At 32.4% G+C, this 247-nt stretch carries 1 pseudogene; it reads left to right on the top strand.

The features are described 5' to 3' along the window. Positions 1 to 9: 9 nt before the first annotated feature. Positions 10 to 247: pseudogene (locus tag DVW06_RS17625) on the top strand (replication initiation factor domain-containing protein); the annotation flags it as partial.

The following is a 247-nucleotide window of genomic DNA, read 5'->3' as shown; positions in this document are numbered from 1 at the left end:
GAATAAAATTTGAGTAACCGTGGCACGATCATAAATGAGTGGGAAAATTTAACAGCCCTAGCTAACAGGCGGTTAAATGTAAAAACTTTTTACACCCCCTTGAAAATACGGTGGTCAATTGCCCGAATTACCATTGTTGGAAAACTGAAAGAAAATATTTATTATCATACTCAAAATGATGTATTTATTTTAGACTTTGAACAGTTAATGCGACTGAATGAAAATAATGGTTATGTTAAATCTGTTG

The sequence above is a fragment of the Enterococcus sp. ARL09-542 genome (assembly GCF_005234805.1).
In the GTDB taxonomy this organism is placed as follows: domain Bacteria; phylum Bacillota; class Bacilli; order Lactobacillales; family Enterococcaceae; genus Enterococcus_D; species Enterococcus_D gallinarum.
Note: the sequence above shows the minus strand (reverse complement) of the source record. Positions and strands in the feature narration are given on the sequence as shown.